The following is a 15,871-nucleotide window of genomic DNA, read 5'->3' on the forward strand; positions in this document are numbered from 1 at the left end:
ACTCAATTAGTTAATGGGATTGGATCGTGAGATCAAGTAATGGGATTCTACCCAATTTCCTCGCAAGTCGCTATCTTATTCCTGCAGCATTTACCGAGAGAGTGTCAGAAACAGGTTCGCCAAGGACTCTAATTAGGCTAACTTGTTGTTCTGTATTCTGCTCAATACGATGAGAAAGGCGTTTTGCAATAAAATACCCACCCCATGATGAAAGTGCTGCCATACCAATAGTGGTCACTTCTCCGATGCCTATTAATGGAGAGAGTAGCCATTCCGACAATAATGCACCAAACAGTAGAAAAGCCAAAGGCACTAGATAAACGATGGTTGCCGATTGTAATAAATTTTTCTCAGGTAGCCCTATTTCAACCATTTGCCCAATCGTTAATTTTTTATCGGTATGAAAAGCCCAGTGATGCACTTTTCCAGGTAATACTTTAGAGACAATACCGGTACCACACGAATCTTTAGACGAGCAGTGGTTACAGCTGGTTTTTTGTTGACAGCCAACCACTACAATATCATTTTGAATATCAAGTACTGTTGCTAATGCAGTCATCATAAGTATTACTTATTCTCGTTTTTAGGTTCTGGCGTAGTAAAAATAACAGAATCTGCAATACGTTTTGCGGTTATTGCAGGAATATCACCAACCACACTGATTTCATAGTCGCCTTGAATATAACTATAAAGCGAACGTCTACCTTGGCGAATTGATTGTTCTTTATTACTCAGTTTATCAGCTTCAGATATATAGACGGAAAAATTAAATAATCCATCAGAATACATTTTACTCTCTACTGAACGTTGATTCATAGCTAAACGATAACGGTTAAAGTGAACGCTTTTAAAACCATTTGGAAGCCAATGAACGCGCCATGTTGATTCTTCATCTGTAGGGAGTGGTACTGATAATACTTTAGGTAATTCTGCATCACCTAAACGTTGATTCATATAATCTGATATTTGGTCGTTAACGGTGTAAGAAATAACTCTATATTGCTCAATGACTTCCCCCTCACGACTGACTAGATCTGTCCGTAACGGTAAATTACTGCGCTCATCAATCCATACAATATAAGAGTAACGATTTCCATCTTTGGGAACAATTCGCACAACTTGAGCAGGAGAACCCGCTTCTCTAGATCTCCCCATCGAAACAAAATCATAATATTCTTTTAGTACGACTACATTTTTATGTAATAGCGGAATAATGGGGGCAACAATAGTTTCTGATTTAATGGAAAAAGGTTTATTACCTTGTTCTAAATACGTTATTTCATCATTCCTACGGATGACTTCTCGCATTGAACCGCTTAAATAAACAAGGTGTGAGAGCGTCATTTTATCAACATGGGAATGACGATACATAAAAGGTTCTATGCTACTTTTTTTTACGAGAATGTAAGAAAGTTCATAATTTAGCTCGTGACTAGCCTCACCCATTTGATGTAACAAAGCCTCAGCAGAAGGGCTCTCTTCTGCTGAGGCTAATATTGGGAAGAAGCTGACCAAGGCAATAAAGCTGATCAGTATACGTTTCATTATTCTGCCAATAGTGTATTTTGCTCTAATAGATCACGATCAATTGAACCATCGTGTGCATTCAAACGAAGTTGTAGTTCATAATCTTGCAGCATCGCATTAATGCGTTTACGCTGCTCCATTACGTCTGCTTCTGTTGACGTATTCTTAACTAAAGAATCACGAGTTAGGCTTACCGGCTCAGCAGTTCCACTAAAGGGAACAGTATCTAAAACTTGTATGTCACCACTTGCTGGAATCACTCCATTATCGGCACCGTTATACTGCTGCACACCGACGATTACAACTAAAGAAAAACATGCAGCCATGGCGACTTGAGTGAACTGAGTCATCCAGCTTGGTAATGTTTTCTTTGCTTCACTTGGTGTTGGTTGTGAGGGCATAAACGTCGTCACAGTGTCATTCATTTGATGAACAGGTTCATCCTCAAGAGCAAGAGCTACATTCGCTGCAATATTCCATTCATTGCTAGCGGGGGCATCCCCTCTCATGACATCACCAATTAAATGGTAATTTTTCCAGGCTTCTGCATTTTCAGGTTGAGATAGTGATTCAATGAACGCATTGTCCATTTCTTCATTATCAATAAACGCAGAAATTTGTTCTTTATCAGTCATTGTCTTCACCGTTTGACCGTTGGAAAATAGTTAATGCTGCACTAGCGGTTGGATCTTTTTCTCAACAACTTCACGAGCTCGGAAGATACGAGAACGAACCGTACCAACTGGACACTCCATTACAGCAGCAATATCTTCATAACTTAAGCCTTCAATCTCTCGTAAGGTAATTGCTGTTTTTAAATCTTCTGGTAAACCATCGATGGTCGAAAATACGATTTGTCGTAATTCTTCCGTCAACGATAAATTCTCTGGATTAGTGATTTCTTTTAATGCACTGTCTCCGTCATAATATTCAGCATCTACGGCATCCACATCTGATGCTGGAGGTCTACGACCTTGAGCGACAAGGTAGTTCTTTGCTGTATTTACGGCTATACGATACAACCAAGTATAAAATGCACTATCACCACGAAACGTTGGTAATGCTCGATATGCTTTAATAAACGCTTCTTGTGCGACATCTGGCACATCACCACTATTTTTCACATAGCGAGAAATAAGGTTACATACTTTGTTTTGGTACTTAATCACTAAGTGATTAAATGCTTGCTTATCACCACGTTGAACACGCTCAATTAAAACTTGATCTGTTAACTGCTCACTCATTGGAGCTGGTACTCCCATGTTATTCTTCTTAGATGCGCATTAAGTTTACATTACGCAATAGCTAACACTGTTATTTAGCTATATCACAATTAACTTGAGCACTATGTATGAGTTTCTAATATTTAGAAAGTTCCTTTATTATTACATTTTTTTATCAATTTAATAGTTCCATGATTAACTTTAAGACTTCTATAGGTTTTTTTATGGCCTATTTTCTATTTTTTATTCTTGATATTTAAGATTCCACTTCAAAATATGACGCAATCTCATAGATTCTGGTAAAATACTCAGATAATCACAGGATAATGATGAATATATGAACATAACCAATGAACACAGTTGTGACGTTTTAGTCATAGGTAGTGGTGCTGCTGGTCTTTCACTTGCACTTAGAGTCGCACCACATGGAAAGGTGATCGTTTTAAGTAAGGGGCCTCGTAATGAAGGCTCAACCTATTACGCTCAAGGGGGCATCGCTGCCGTATTTGATGAAAGTGATACTGTTGAATCTCATGTTGACGATACCCTTATTGCAGGTGCCCATATCTGCGATAAAGACGTTGTTACCTTTATCGCAGAGAATGCTAAGCATTGCGTTCAATGGTTAATTGATGGCGGTGTTCCTTTTGATCACGATGATGAAAAAGAAACCGACGTTTCAGATCCAAAGTTTCATTTAACTCGCGAGGGTGGTCATAGCCATCGTCGTATTCTTCACGCGGCAGATGCTACAGGTAGAGCAGTGCAAAACTCATTACAAGATAACGTAGTGAACCATCCTAATATATCTATCTTTGAGCGACACAATGCACTTGATTTAATCACTGAAGATAAAGTCGGCGGCGAAGAAGACAAGGTAGTTGGTGCTTATATTTGGAACCGTGATGCGGAACACGTTGAAACCGTTCGCGCTAAGTTTGTGGTATTAGCAACGGGCGGCGCTTCTAAAGTTTACCAATATACCTCTAACCCTGATGTTTCTTCTGGTGATGGGATTGCAATGGCTTGGCGCGCAGGTTGTCGAGTCGCAAATTTAGAATTCAATCAGTTCCACCCGACCTGTTTATTCCACCCTGACGCTCGTAACTTCTTAATGTCTGAAGCGTTACGTGGTGAAGGCGCCTATTTACGTCGTCCTGATGGCACTCGCTTTATGCCTGATTTTGATGAACGTGGTGAATTAGCGCCTCGTGATGTTGTCGCTCGCGCTATCGACTTTGAAATGAAACGCTTAGGCGCTGATTGCATGTATTTAGATATCAGCCATAAACCTGAAGAATTCATTCATCACCATTTTCCTACCATTAATGAAAAACTGCTTTCATTTGGTATTGATATGACCAAAGAGCCAATCCCAATTGTCCCAGCAGCTCACTACACTTGTGGTGGTGTAATGGTCGATAAGCAAGGACAAACAGACATAGATGGTTTATTTGCGATTGGTGAAGTGAGCTACACAGGCCTTCATGGTGCGAACCGATTAGCATCGAACTCATTGCTAGAGTGCGTCGTTTACGCGTGGTCAGCAGCTGAGTGCATTATAAAAGACATGAAAAACAGAGAGCTTCCACCATCACTACCCGCATGGGATGAAAGCCAAGTTGAATGCTCAGATGAAGAAGTCGTAATTCAACATAATTGGCATGAATTGCGCCTATTTATGTGGGACTACATGGGTATTGTTCGCACCGATAAACGTCTAGAAAGAGCGCTTCGTCGTATTCAATTGCTAAAGCAAGAAACACACGATTATTACAGTAATTTCCGTGTATCTAATAACTTAATTGAATTACGTAATTTATTAGACGTCTCTGAATTGATGATTCGTTGTGCCATGGAACGTAAAGAAAGCTGTGGTCTTCATTACACGCTAGATTATCCAGAAGCTCTAGAAGAATCAGGCCCTACGATTTTAGCGCCAAAAGACTTTAAATAACGAGTTTTAATTAATCACTTTAAAAGCACCATTAATTGATGGTGCTTTTTTATATCTATCGTATCGTTAAACAGATAAAAGTAACGACCTGTATACTCATTTTGGGCATAAAAAACACTTAGGCTTCGACTTAACCAGAATGTTCGGGTTACAACCCAATCACGATGGTCATCAGACTCTTTATCTATAAATGTGTATGAACCTTGCAACTCTAAAAGGGAATGATAAACAAGAGTAAGGTGCTGGTAACTATAATGAAAGAGAAGAGGTAATAAAGGAAATGGAACAATATCGATTAATAACATCGCCCACCCAACGCAAAGATAACAACCATGCAAAGTAAGATAGGCGATATTAGAAAAGTTAAGTATGACCTTAACGGAGTTTACTGAGGTTATGCTCAACAATTTTATCTATAATTGCAGCGTGAGCGAGGTTGTCACTGCGGCCGTGTCCCATGATCCAAGTAAACAAATCAGGATCATCACATTCTAACAATGAAACAAAGCCTTGCTGTTCAGCTTCTGTAAGCTCTTCAAAACATTCATCAAAAAATGGCATTACTACCACATCTAATTCCAGCATCCCACGACGGCAAGCCCACTTGACTCGTGCTTTTTCTTCGACACTGTACATACTGTCCCCTAGATCAAAATAGAAATAACTGGCCTGAGTTTATCAGTCTCTTTCTATCACAACCATGATCTAAGGTCACAAGTTGAAGAAGATGAGACATAAAACTACTTGTTTCTTTTTACTGACATTTAAAATGTAGGCATTTACTATAAAGGAAATAATCTAACCAAATAAGAATTTCATGATGAGCACTCTATTCCCAGCGTTATCAATAAAAAAAGGCAACACTCTTCCATGCTTTGCGATTTCTGAACTGAATGATTGGGCATTAATTACTATGGTGGGTGCCGATAAAAAATCGTATCTACATGGTCAAGTAACCTGTGATGTGGTTGCTTTAGCTCAAAATGAAATTACCTTTGGTGGCCACTGCGATGCAAAAGGTAAGTTATGGAGCATATTCCACCTTTTCCACCACAATGAAGGTTATGCCTTATTCCAACGTAGAAGCTCAGTAGAAACCGAGCTTACTGAAATTAAGAAATATTCAGTATTCTCTAAAGTAGACATCGCTATTAGTGACGAAGTTTTACTTGGTTTTACAGGAGAAGAAGCTCAAGTCTGGATTGATAATAATACGGATTCACAAGAAGATGTTCGTACTTCTGTATTTGGAACCTTTGCAAAAATCGGTTCTTTACAATGGTTACTGGTTACAACAATAACTCAAAAAGAAGACATACTTGCTTCTGTTACTCAAGCTACCTTATGTAACGAAGACGTGTGGACACTTTATCAATTACAGCACGCTTTTCCTCAACTTGATTCAGCATTAAGCAATGAACATATCCCTCAAGCAATGAACTTACAGGCTCTGGGTGGCATCAGCTTTAAAAAAGGGTGTTATACCGGCCAAGAAACCGTTGCAAGAGCAAAGTATCGTGGCATCAACAAGCGAGCAATGTATTTAGTCTCTGGACACTCAGAGCAAACACCAATCGCTGGTGATCCGATTGAACGTAGTGTGGGTGATAACTGGCGTAAAGGTGGCATTATCGTCTCTGCCTTCCGTTTTGCTGAAGGTGAGACTCTTGCCTTAGCTATTCTTCCAAATAATCTTGATGAAGATTCTCAATTTAGACTTCAAGATTCAATCTGGGAAAAACAACCTCTTCCTTACTCACTTGATGAAGAATAAACAGGTCTATAGACAATAAATCGTTCGCTAACATTAACAGTGTCGAGAGTAAGATTAATTTACATTCTTACATTTTGAATATTGATCTTTAGTGCACAATTAAATATTAAAAACTGAATTGTTATTTATTTATTATGAATAAGTAGCAATTTGGTAATTAATTAGCTATCTTATTTATGTTCTTTTCTTACAAAGGAACGCATAAATTGTTTAACTCCAAACAATTTATTCCAATATACCTATATATATTGGAAGTGCATCTGTGACTGTTTGCCCGAATTTATTTCGGGCTTTTTTTATCTATTCCTAATTCAACACTCAAACGTACTATTTAATATCGAATAAAGATCAAATTTAAGAATATAAAAACACAAGAAAATAATACCTTCGTCACTCAATTCCATTTTTGTCACACTATCGTCACCTTTTCTGCTTTATAATGCCTTCCAAAAGTAATATCCATAATGCGAATTAGAATTAATTTTTAGCACTATTGGTATAAATAAAATGCTTTTATAGTATTTATCACTAAAGGATAATGTGATGCGATTTTTTAAGCACTATGCCCCAGGTATGATTGCTAAACATATTAGTCGACTGTTTAACGGAAAGATTCATATTCATGGTATTGGAGAATTTAGATTTGAAGCGGGAAAACTAATTGTTCCCTCTCAAGCTGAACGCGAACAATATAGAATGATAAAAGAGGTTAACTTGGAAGTTGCTCGATTACGCCTTTCTTATTAGACCCATATGTAAAATCGATACGAATAAAAAAGGTAGCTTTCGCTACCTTTTTTATGTTTGTTAATGCTTAAACATTACTTTTTCAACGCCATCTTTGGTAATCGTCCAGACAGACCTAATGCTCTTTTCAAACATTCATCTTTTACTGGCGTTAATTCATTAGCAAGAGACATCCCTAATCCCCTCACCATTTTCTTAATTGGGTTATCACCAGAAAACAATTCTTTAAAACCCTGCATTGACGCTATCATTTGTGCTGCTTCTGATTTTCTCCAACGTTCAAAAGGTCTCAAGTTAGCCTTTAAGCCAATATCTTTACCCTCTAAATGCAATTCCATAATAGTTTCAGCTAATGCTGCAGCATCAGCTAAACCTAAATTTACACCTTGTCCGGCTAATGGATGAATCGTATGGGCAGCATCACCAACCAATACCACACGATCTTTTACAAAATCTTTGGCATAACGCATTTTTAAAGGAAAAGCTTGGCGCTCACCTTCAACCTGACACAGCCCCAACTGATTATCAAAGGCGGCGGTTAATTGTTTATTAAACTCTTCCTCTGGCATTGAAACTAAATTTTCAGCATGAAGAGGATCTAATGACCATACTATCGAGCTTAAATTTGATTCACCAAGAGGAAGGAAGGCTAATGGACCTTCAGGTCTAAATATTTGACGTGCGGTTTTATTATGCGGCTCAACGGTTCTAATATTTGCCACAAGAGCACTATGCCCGTAATCCCAATGTGTTAATGGGATGTCCAGTTGCTGACGTAACCATGAATTAGCACCATCAGCACCAACGACTAATTTAGCAGTAATTGCTTTACCTGATTCTAAATTGATCCACGCTTCGCTTTCACCAAATAAAATTTTACTGCAACGCTCGGGTGCAAATAATGTCACATTATCTTGCTTCTCTATTTTTTCAAGCAATGACAATTGAATCACACGATTTTCAACAATATGTCCTAAATTACTCTGGGCAATTTGCTCTGCCTCAAAATCAATATGAGCGAAACTGTCTTGCTCCCATACTTTCATTGACGTATATGATGCAGATCGACGAGAAGCGATCCCTTGCCATGCGCCAACATACTCAAGAATATTTTCACTGGCTCGACTAATGGCAGAAACTCGAATATCAGGTAAATCGTCTAATTCAGTAGACGGCAATTTACTTTCGATCACAGCGACTCTTAATCCACTTTTTTCTAATGCTGCTGCCACCGTCAAACCGACCATGCCACCACCAATAATTGCAACATCTACACTTTGCATCATAATTATCTATTCACTCTGCCCATTGCTCGTAATGTCAGGGGCTTTAAAAAAGAACGGAATGTGTCTACACCATACAAACTTACGTTTCTACCAACAACCATTGGGAACGAATTATTTGCGAAAATAGAAACCAATCCTGCTGTCATTGTTATTGTTTGTATTTGATCTGGCTGACGTCGCTTTTGATATTCAGAAAGTACACAATATTCACCAATATCATTTCCTAAACGATGCGCTTTAGTTAAGCATTCCGCCAATGAAAATACATCTCGAATACCCAAATTGAAACCTTGGCCAGCAATAGGGTGAAGTGTCTGAGCAGCATTACCAATGGCAGCAAAACGATGTGATATGTGTTGTTTTTGGCGACGTAACCATAATGGATAATGCGCCCGCTTCCCTGTTTTAACGAACTGACCTAAGCGCCACCCAAAAGCACCCTGTAGGTGTTCTAAAAACGCTTTATCATCATATTTCAGTATTTGCTGTGATTCTTCAGGACTAACACACCAAACTAATGAGCTTCGTCCTTGTGACATAGGAAGCAAGGCCAATGGACCATTATCAGTAAAACGTTCAAATGCTTTACCTTCTGGGTTGATAGCCGTAGTGACATTAGCAATGATAGCGACTTGTTCAAAATCATCATTTTCGCTTTCAATATTCATGCTCTTACATGTCATTGATTCAGCACCATCTGCGGCAACAATAAGGGAGGTTGAAATCACATTACCATCCGATAGTGTTAACGTTGATAACGATGTTTCACGCTCAATATGCGTTACCGATACAGGACAAAGCAAATCTATGTTTTTAGATCCCTCTAGCGCCTGATGATAAAATCGCCCAACATCAGCCAACTCAACCACATAACCTAACGCATTAACATTAAGCTCTTTTGAGGTTAATTCGGTTAAGCCTGCGTGGCCTCTATCTGACACATGAATATGATGGATCGGAGTGGTAAATGCGTCGAATTCTGACCAAAGGTTACTGTCTTTTAGTAACTGGGACGTGCCATTTGATAATGCAATACTCCTAGAGTCGTAGCCAGGATGAAGATCTAAATTGGGCTTTACCGCTTCAATTACCGCTATCGATAAATTGTCTTTATTCATACTCTCTAAAACCAGTGCCAAAGTCGCACCGGCCATTGCACCACCTACAATCACTACATCATAATGTGTCATAGTTTTACCTAATTAATGCACAGATTTAGAGGCGTCGTTATGTACTTTTTGGCCTAATTCAGCATGGATAGTAAGTACACAAATACGAGCATGTTCAATAACTTGTTCAAATAGATTTTCTTGCTCTTCAAGATCATCTTCCTCATCAATGCCTAGGCGAGCAATCTCTTCTAGATCTAATAAGGCTTCTTTTAATGATGCAGAGGCTTTATCTAGTTTTAGTTCAACCAACCCTAAACCAGAAATGAAATGGTTAACCCACTCACTTAACCCATCGGCTCTGTTCATTAGTGTTTCTGTTTCATCAGGGATCAGCATATCCAAAGCAAAATTATCAGTACTTAACTCTGCAACGGTGCATTGAAAAACAGCACTGCCCATTTTAAGTGCATTATCCGGCCATCCCATACCATCATTCGTGTAATCAAACATAAGAGGTTTCCATGTTTTATCATCTAACGGAAGTCCACCGCTTATCATGCCCACAAGTAGACCATGTAATTCTGCTGGCGTTACGGCTAATCCACTGTCTTTTAAAGCTGACTCTACAGTCAAGAAGGTTGGCATCTTAATTACGCTCATGGGGTGGTCTCTGATTTTATGAATAGTGTCACCATGCTACCACTTTGAGCATAACCAGAAAACTCACGATCTCTCGCAATTGCGTATCTTTTCATCATATTGTTGTTTTATTAAGAATATAGTTAACCACCGTCAACAAAGATAAGGGAAATACTTGAATCTTATTCACGCATTTCTTATAGTTTCATTCACTTATCACTGATGCGTTTTTTTTATCGGTGTATTCTTATAGTTTAACGATGAGTAATGTATTGATGTCAAGCCAAGCCGTGCAAGTTCAAATCTTAGGACGAGCCATCAAGGTTAACTGTCCTTCTGGTCAAGAAGCTGCCTTAAAGGAAGCCGCAAAAGATTTAGATAATCGAGTAAATGAATTATCTGAACGAACTAAGGTAACCAATACAGAGCAATTATTAACAATTACATCGTTAAATATCTGCTATGAATTACATATGGCTAAAAAAGAAGCAAGTCAGCATTCTGCTGACGTTTATGAGCGGATGGGATTACTTGCCAGTGCATTAGAAGCGGCAATTTCTACCGTAAAGCCTAGCCAAATAGAAGAAAATACGGCAGAATAGAAACCGTCGCTAAGGATAGCAAAAGAATCAAATTTACCCTGGAGTGTTTGTAGGCGGATCTATGTCCCTGAGCCGATAAGCACAAATTAGGGTTAGTACTTATTTACTATTGAGCATGCTCGGCTTGTACTGAGAAGCCTACGGTAAATGTTGCTGATCCGCCTTGAACCGAGGGTTCAAGGGCTACGACCACTACGGCACTTTGGGGTATTCCATGACATCTCGTCGACCTATTCGACAATCAATCCGCCAAGCTCGCAATGCTTTATCTCCTCAAGAACAAAATCAAGCCGCTGAAGACCTTGTCTTACAATGCGCTAATGACCCTTATATTCAAAACGCAAAATCTATCGCGATTTATCTTTCTGTTGATGGTGAAATAAATACATCACTATTGATTAAATGGTGTTGGCAGCAAGGTAAATCTGTTTCTTTGCCTGTTATTCATCCTTTTAGTAAAGGGCATCTACTTTTTCTTCAATATAACCAAGATACCCCGCTTATTCTAAATAGATACCAGATCCCAGAGCCAAAATTAGATAAAACTCAAGTGGTTCCCGTTAATGATCTTGATATCATCATTACTCCTCTTGTCGCGTTTGATCAAACAGGTAACCGATTAGGCATGGGAGGTGGTTATTATGATCGCACTTTGGTTAATTGGCATCATTCTCAAACTGGCCCAATGCCTATTGGGATTGCGCATACCTGCCAACAAGTTGAATTACTTCCAAGCGAATCTTGGGACGTTCCCCTTCCTAAAATAATTACCCCTAATAGAATATGGCAATGGTAGCTTTTACTATTATCGACAAACACACAGAGCATTACATTCAATCCAACCCCCTAATTATCTGAAGAAAAGAGTTGAGAGGTTGATACTTTAAGAAGAACAAGTACATAAAAAACGAAAACGTTTGCATTAATTCTGTTTTTTCTCATTTATTCACTTATTTTTTCTGACGAAGAAAAGTCAGTACGTTATAATCACGCCGCTTTCATATTGAACACTATTATTTCATTAGGAGAATGTCATGACTCAAGACGAGATGAAAAAAGCAGCCGGTTGGGCAGCGTTAGAATACGTAAAACCAGGTAGCATTGTTGGTGTGGGTACAGGATCAACAGTAAATCATTTCATCGACGCACTTGCGACAATGAAAAAAGAAATTAAAGGTGCAGTATCAAGCTCTGTAGCATCTACTGAAAAGCTGAAAGAATTAGGCATTCCAGTCTTCGAGTGTAATGATGTTTTCAGCCTTGATGTTTATGTTGATGGCGCAGATGAAATCAACGGTAAAAATGAAATGATTAAAGGCGGCGGCGCAGCCCTTACTCGTGAAAAAATCGTTGCTGCTATCTCTGAAAAATTCATTTGTATTGTTGATGATACGAAACAAGTAGAAATATTAGGTCAATTTCCTCTGCCTGTTGAAGTCATTCCAATGGCTCGCTCTTACGTTGCTCGTGAATTAGTTAAGCTTGGTGGTGATCCTGCGTACCGTGAAGGCGTAGTTACCGATAATGGTAATATGATCTTAGACGTACATAATATGCAGATCACTAACGCTAAAGAATTAGAAGATAACATCAATAGTCTTGCTGGCGTTGTCACTGTCGGTTTATTTGCTCACCGTGGCGCAGACGTACTGCTCGTTGGTTCTCCTGACGGTGTAAAAAAATTCGATTAATACAATAAATTTCCTTTCTTATCTCTTCAATTGAGAGATAAAAATGTCATTCGATTACAAACGGTACTCATTAGTACCGTTTTTTATTAACTATTCCGTGATTTTCTTACCCAAACTGGTTATTTTTTGATACTTTATAATCATCAATAAATAATCACTTCCCTAATCATTATTGATTTTGTTTTTAAGGATAAGAACGACATGGCAAAAGTATCTCTGGAAAAAGAAAAAATTAAAATTCTTCTTTTAGAAGGATTGCACCCATCTTGTGTTGAAGTATTTCAAGCTGACGGTTACACCAACATTGAATACCATAAAGGATCTCTATCAGAAGAAGAACTTCTTGAAGCAGTAAAAGATGTTCATTTTATCGGTTTACGATCACGAACTCAGCTTACTCAAGAAGTGTTTGATGCTGCTAATAAATTAGTTGCTGTGGGTTGTTTCTGTATTGGCACCAACCAAGTGAATTTAACTGCGGCGGCAAAGCGTGGTATCCCTGTATTTAATGCCCCATTCTCCAATACCCGTAGTGTAGCTGAGCTAGTATTAGGTCAAATCCTACTACTGCTTCGCGGTATTCCAGAAAAAAATGCACAAGCTCACCGTGGCATCTGGAAAAAAAGTGCTGATGCTTCTTTTGAAGCGAGGGGCAAACGTTTGGGTATCATAGGTTACGGACATATCGGCACACAATTAGGGATTTTAGCTGAAAACCTAGGCATGCGTGTTTACTACTATGATATTGAAAACAAATTATCATTAGGTAATGCCACTCAAATTCAAACCATGAGTGAACTATTAAACAAGTGTGATGTTATTACCCTTCATGTACCTGAAACCGCAGGAACAAAAGACATGATGGGCGCAGAAGAGTTCGCTAGAATGAAACCAGGGGCAATATTCATTAATGCCGCTCGTGGCACTGTCGTAAAAATCCAAGATTTATGTGATGCTCTTGAATCAGGCCATTTAGGTGGCGCTGCTATTGATGTGTTCCCTGTAGAGCCTGCGACCAATGCAGACCCATTTGAATCACCACTGCAAAAGTTTGACAATGTTATCCTAACACCTCATGTCGGTGGCTCAACTCAAGAAGCTCAAGAGAACATTGGTGTAGAGGTTGCTGGAAAATTAACGAAATACTCGGATAATGGCTCAACATTATCATCAGTTAACTTCCCTGAAGTATCTCTTCCATTGCATACAGATACGTCTCGTTTGCTGCATATTCATGAGAACCGTCCAGGTATTTTGACTAAAATTAACAGCATTTTTGCTGATGAAGGCATTAACATTGCCGCTCAATATCTACAAACCTCAGCAGAAATGGGCTATGTAGTTATTGATGTTGAAACGGCTCGCTCAGAGGAAGCTCTAATTCAACTTAAAGCGATTGAAGGAACAATACGAGCTCGTATTCTTCACTAAAAGTTGATTTAAAAAATACAATCCCAAAATAAAAAAGGGGTTACCTATCTGGTAACCCCTTTTTCTATTCTAAAAACAAAACAAGTTATTCTTTAAGACGATATACAACAGAAACTGAATCACTGATAACCATTTGAGTATCTTGGTAACTTTCTGAAGTATCCGATGCTGCATCCATTCTCATGCTTTTCATTAAAACAGGTTGGCTGTAATTATTATGGTAAGACACCTTCCAAACACCTTTAACCGCCGTACCAAAGCCTTTAGCTAGTGATGTAGCTTTATCATTCGCATCTTTAATTGCCTCTAAACGCGCAGCTTCAATGTATTCTTTTTCTTTACTGGTTTTTAGTTCTATTTGATTAATACGGTTAATCCCATCGCCTAACGCTTTATCTAAATAACCGTTCAATTTATTCAAATCTAGTACTGTTACTGTAATATTTCGTATCGCCTTATAGCCAACAAGCTCTGGTTTTTGGCCTTTCGGATAACGGTACTCTGGTGTTAGACGAATATTGCCACTGTTAATATTTTCACGCTTAACGCCTTGTACCTCTAAACGAGCAAGAAAACCAGTAACTGCTTTATCTGCTGCTTGTTTTGCTTTTTCTGCTGTCGCTTTGCTTTCAACAACATCAACAGAAAACTGAGCCATATCTGGAACGACAAGTACTTCACCCTTTCCCGATACTTCAATATGTGGAAAATCAGGTGACGATGCAAAAGCAACAGGAGCTAAACAAACCGATAGACATAAAGCACTAATTATTTTTTTCATTCTAACTTTCTCAAAGTAACATTATATGGATATGACTATAATAGCCGTAAATAATTCATTTTGTCTGTTCTTATATTAAGCAAATTAATAAAATTACTTCTTTGATTACACAACAAATTACAGACATCAGCATTATGCAAAAATAGAGGTAAAAAAAATGCCACCCTAAGGCGGCATTTCAGATATTAATTTAAATAACAGTTAATCCGCTTTATTTAAATGCACATCCATTTGTGGAAATGGGATCTCAATACCTTCGTTATCCAGACCTTCTTTAATCGCTTGAAGCGTATCAAAGTAAACATCCCAGTATTGCTCAGTTTTACACCAAGGGCGCACAACAAAGTTTACAGATGAATCAGCAAGAGCAACAACACCAACCGTTGGTGCTGGAGTTTTAAGAACACGCTCATCTGACTCAAGTACCTTAGTGATCACTTCTTTTGTTTTCTTCAGATCAGCACTGTAAGAAACACCAATTACATGATCAACACGACGAGTCGCATGACGAGAGTAGTTTGTGATTGGGCTACCAATTACACCACCATTTGGTACAACAACCATTTTGTTGTCTGGCGTTGTTAAAATAGTTTGGAAAATTTGAATTGAATCAACAGAACCCGCAACACCACCAATCTCAACGTAATCGCCAGATTTGAATGGACGGAATGCAACGATCAACACACCAGCTGCAAAATTTGATAGAGAGCCTTGAAGAGCAAGACCTACCGCTAAACCAGCCGCACCAATAACAGCAACGACAGAAGCAGTTTGAACGCCTATTTTACCTAGCGCAGCAATTAAGATGATGATGAATAGAAGGTAACGAACTAATGTGTGAACAAAGTTAACAACCGCTTTGTCCATTTTCTTTTTCTCAAGAGCTTTACCAACACCGTTTGCAATTTTCTTAACGATAATATTACCGATAAAAAGAATTGCTAATGCTGAAATAATATTTACACCATAAGTAATAAATAACTCTGAATTATCGGTTAGCCAATGTTCTAAATTTGCTACTCCACTTGTAGCTAAACCAGTTACAGCGCCTTGATCTGCCATTTGATTTGTCCTTTATAGTTATTCTCAGTATAAAATGAG

Annotated in this window: 18 protein-coding genes and 1 other RNA gene; 8 read left to right on the plus strand and 11 right to left on the minus strand. The window is 38.5% G+C overall.

Annotation, left to right across the window (positions count from 1 at the left end; all coding sequences use genetic code 11):
- Nucleotides 1-70: 70 nt before the first annotated feature.
- Genes A6E03_RS02000 through rpoE form a run of 4 tightly spaced genes read right to left on the minus strand, consistent with a single transcriptional unit; the run spans nucleotide 71 to nucleotide 2,771 of the window.
- Entirely contained in the window at nucleotides 71-562 is a 492-nt protein-coding gene (locus A6E03_RS02000; protein WP_065600085.1) for a SoxR reducing system RseC family protein, read from the minus strand.
- Nucleotides 563-567: 5 nt separating this feature from the next.
- Complete coding sequence (gene rseB / locus A6E03_RS02005; RefSeq protein WP_065600086.1) at nucleotides 568-1,545, minus strand: sigma-E factor regulatory protein RseB; 978 nt, start codon at nucleotides 1,543-1,545, stop codon at nucleotides 568-570.
- The gene (locus A6E03_RS02010) at nucleotides 1,545-2,162 is read right to left on the minus strand and encodes an RseA family anti-sigma factor (protein WP_065593995.1); all 618 of its coding nucleotides are present in this window, start codon (nucleotides 2,160-2,162) and stop codon (nucleotides 1,545-1,547) included. Before A6E03_RS02010 ends, rseB begins: the two co-directional genes overlap by 1 nt.
- A gap of 30 nt (nucleotides 2,163-2,192) precedes the next feature.
- Nucleotides 2,193-2,771, minus strand: a complete 579-nt coding sequence (gene rpoE, locus A6E03_RS02015) for an RNA polymerase sigma factor RpoE (protein ID WP_065594246.1) — start codon at nucleotides 2,769-2,771, stop codon at nucleotides 2,193-2,195.
- A gap of 316 nt (nucleotides 2,772-3,087) precedes the next feature.
- Here rpoE and nadB point away from each other — a divergent pair, with 316 nt between their 5' ends.
- Nucleotides 3,088-4,707 carry an L-aspartate oxidase gene (nadB, locus tag A6E03_RS02020; RefSeq protein ID WP_065593996.1) on the plus strand — a complete coding sequence of 540 codons (1,620 nt, stop codon included), beginning with the start codon at nucleotides 3,088-3,090 and terminating at the stop codon, nucleotides 4,705-4,707.
- Nucleotides 4,708-4,721: 14 nt separating this feature from the next.
- Here the strand turns inward: nadB and A6E03_RS02025 are convergent, their stop codons facing one another.
- Together A6E03_RS02025 and A6E03_RS02030 are read right to left on the minus strand one after the other, a co-directional pair.
- The gene (locus A6E03_RS02025; RefSeq protein WP_255310566.1) at nucleotides 4,722-5,012 is read right to left on the minus strand and encodes a hypothetical protein; all 291 of its coding nucleotides are present in this window, start codon (nucleotides 5,010-5,012) and stop codon (nucleotides 4,722-4,724) included.
- A 70-nt stretch (nucleotides 5,013-5,082) separates the two neighbouring features.
- Nucleotides 5,083-5,343 carry a succinate dehydrogenase assembly factor 2 gene (locus tag A6E03_RS02030; protein ID WP_065593997.1) on the minus strand — a complete coding sequence of 87 codons (261 nt, stop codon included), beginning with the start codon at nucleotides 5,341-5,343 and terminating at the stop codon, nucleotides 5,083-5,085.
- Between the two features lie 181 nt (nucleotides 5,344-5,524).
- Here A6E03_RS02030 and ygfZ point away from each other — a divergent pair, with 181 nt between their 5' ends.
- Nucleotides 5,525-6,481, plus strand: coding sequence for a tRNA-modifying protein YgfZ (ygfZ, locus tag A6E03_RS02035; protein ID WP_065600087.1), 957 nt, complete (start codon nucleotides 5,525-5,527; stop codon nucleotides 6,479-6,481).
- Nucleotides 6,482-7,024: 543 nt separating this feature from the next.
- The gene (locus tag A6E03_RS02040; RefSeq protein WP_065593999.1) at nucleotides 7,025-7,228 is read left to right on the plus strand and encodes a DUF1107 domain-containing protein; all 204 of its coding nucleotides are present in this window, start codon (nucleotides 7,025-7,027) and stop codon (nucleotides 7,226-7,228) included.
- 74 nt (nucleotides 7,229-7,302) lie between these two features.
- Here A6E03_RS02040 and A6E03_RS02045 read toward each other — a convergent pair whose 3' ends face one another.
- From A6E03_RS02045 to A6E03_RS02055, 3 genes are read right to left on the minus strand one after another with little or no spacing between them, the layout of a single operon-like run.
- Complete coding sequence (locus A6E03_RS02045; RefSeq protein ID WP_065600088.1) at nucleotides 7,303-8,514, minus strand: FAD-dependent 2-octaprenylphenol hydroxylase; 1,212 nt, start codon at nucleotides 8,512-8,514, stop codon at nucleotides 7,303-7,305.
- A 2-nt stretch (nucleotides 8,515-8,516) separates the two neighbouring features.
- Nucleotides 8,517-9,704 (minus strand): 2-octaprenyl-6-methoxyphenyl hydroxylase, encoded by a 1,188-nt coding sequence (ubiH, locus tag A6E03_RS02050; protein ID WP_065594001.1) that lies wholly within the window; start codon nucleotides 9,702-9,704, stop codon nucleotides 8,517-8,519.
- A 12-nt stretch (nucleotides 9,705-9,716) separates the two neighbouring features.
- Nucleotides 9,717-10,286: a YecA family protein gene (locus tag A6E03_RS02055; protein WP_065594002.1), complete on the minus strand. Its 570-nt coding sequence runs from the start codon at nucleotides 10,284-10,286 to the stop codon at nucleotides 9,717-9,719.
- A gap of 254 nt (nucleotides 10,287-10,540) precedes the next feature.
- Here A6E03_RS02055 and zapA point away from each other — a divergent pair, with 254 nt between their 5' ends.
- The 5 genes from zapA (at nucleotide 10,541) to serA (ending at nucleotide 13,989) form a co-directional block, all read left to right on the plus strand.
- A complete protein-coding gene (zapA, locus tag A6E03_RS02060) occupies nucleotides 10,541-10,867 on the plus strand; it encodes a cell division protein ZapA (RefSeq protein ID WP_065594248.1) in 327 nt (108 codons plus the stop codon).
- A 32-nt stretch (nucleotides 10,868-10,899) separates the two neighbouring features.
- Nucleotides 10,900-11,080, plus strand: a non-coding RNA gene (ssrS, locus tag A6E03_RS02065) — 6S RNA.
- Between the two features lies 1 nt (nucleotide 11,081).
- Nucleotides 11,082-11,663, plus strand: a complete 582-nt coding sequence (locus A6E03_RS02070) for a 5-formyltetrahydrofolate cyclo-ligase (protein WP_065594003.1) — start codon at nucleotides 11,082-11,084, stop codon at nucleotides 11,661-11,663.
- Between the two features lie 238 nt (nucleotides 11,664-11,901).
- The gene (rpiA, locus tag A6E03_RS02075) at nucleotides 11,902-12,558 is read left to right on the plus strand and encodes a ribose-5-phosphate isomerase RpiA (RefSeq protein WP_065600089.1); all 657 of its coding nucleotides are present in this window, start codon (nucleotides 11,902-11,904) and stop codon (nucleotides 12,556-12,558) included.
- A 201-nt stretch (nucleotides 12,559-12,759) separates the two neighbouring features.
- Entirely contained in the window at nucleotides 12,760-13,989 is a 1,230-nt protein-coding gene (serA, locus tag A6E03_RS02080) for a phosphoglycerate dehydrogenase (protein ID WP_065594005.1), read from the plus strand.
- An 85-nt stretch (nucleotides 13,990-14,074) separates the two neighbouring features.
- On the opposite strand, the gene A6E03_RS02085 is transcribed toward serA, so the two are convergent.
- Both A6E03_RS02085 and mscS read right to left on the minus strand, forming a co-directional pair.
- On the minus strand, nucleotides 14,075-14,770 hold the full coding sequence (locus tag A6E03_RS02085) for an oxidative stress defense protein (protein WP_065594006.1): 696 nt from the start codon (nucleotides 14,768-14,770) through the stop codon (nucleotides 14,075-14,077).
- Between the two features lie 201 nt (nucleotides 14,771-14,971).
- Nucleotides 14,972-15,832 carry a small-conductance mechanosensitive channel MscS gene (mscS, locus tag A6E03_RS02090; RefSeq protein WP_065594007.1) on the minus strand — a complete coding sequence of 287 codons (861 nt, stop codon included), beginning with the start codon at nucleotides 15,830-15,832 and terminating at the stop codon, nucleotides 14,972-14,974.
- Nucleotides 15,833-15,871 lie beyond the last annotated feature (39 nt).

It is taken from the genome of Aliivibrio sp. 1S128 (assembly GCF_001691065.1).
Taxonomy (GTDB): domain Bacteria; phylum Pseudomonadota; class Gammaproteobacteria; order Enterobacterales; family Vibrionaceae; genus Aliivibrio.